This window comes from Aeromicrobium phragmitis (genome assembly GCF_003674095.1).
GTDB lineage: Bacteria > Actinomycetota > Actinomycetes > Propionibacteriales > Nocardioidaceae > Aeromicrobium > Aeromicrobium phragmitis.
Map to the genome: position 1 here is coordinate 1 of NZ_RDBF01000208.1, position 345 is coordinate 345.

Annotated in this window: 1 protein-coding gene; it reads left to right on the plus strand. The window is 65.8% G+C overall.

The genetic code is table 11. From position 1 onward, the window contains the following. On the plus strand, positions 1 to 323 hold a 323-nt coding region (locus tag D9V41_RS16995; protein WP_166376119.1), incomplete at its 5' end, for a DUF222 domain-containing protein. Positions 324 to 345: the final 22 nt, after the last annotated feature.

The window sequence follows — 345 nt, forward strand, 5'->3', positions numbered from 1 at the left end:
GCCTGCATGAGGCTGAAACCGCGCGCGATGACCTGCCGGCCGTGTGGGCGGCGTTCGGTAACGGCCAGTTGGATGCGGCGCGGGTGTCGATCATCGCGGCCGGCGCCTGGAAGCTCACCGAGGAACGGTCGGTGAAAAAGCTCGACCGCCAAGTCGTCGCCTACGCGGCCACCCACACCACCGGTGAGCTGCGGCAGTGGATGCGGCGGTTCATCGCCCGGGTCGAACCCGACGAGACCGAGAAACGCTACGAGGACATCGTGGGAGCCTGTCAAGGTGTTTGTGTAAGTGGGTGCCGTCTCGGTTTCAGAGGTAGGGGTTGATCCGGTCGGGGTAGGCGATGGC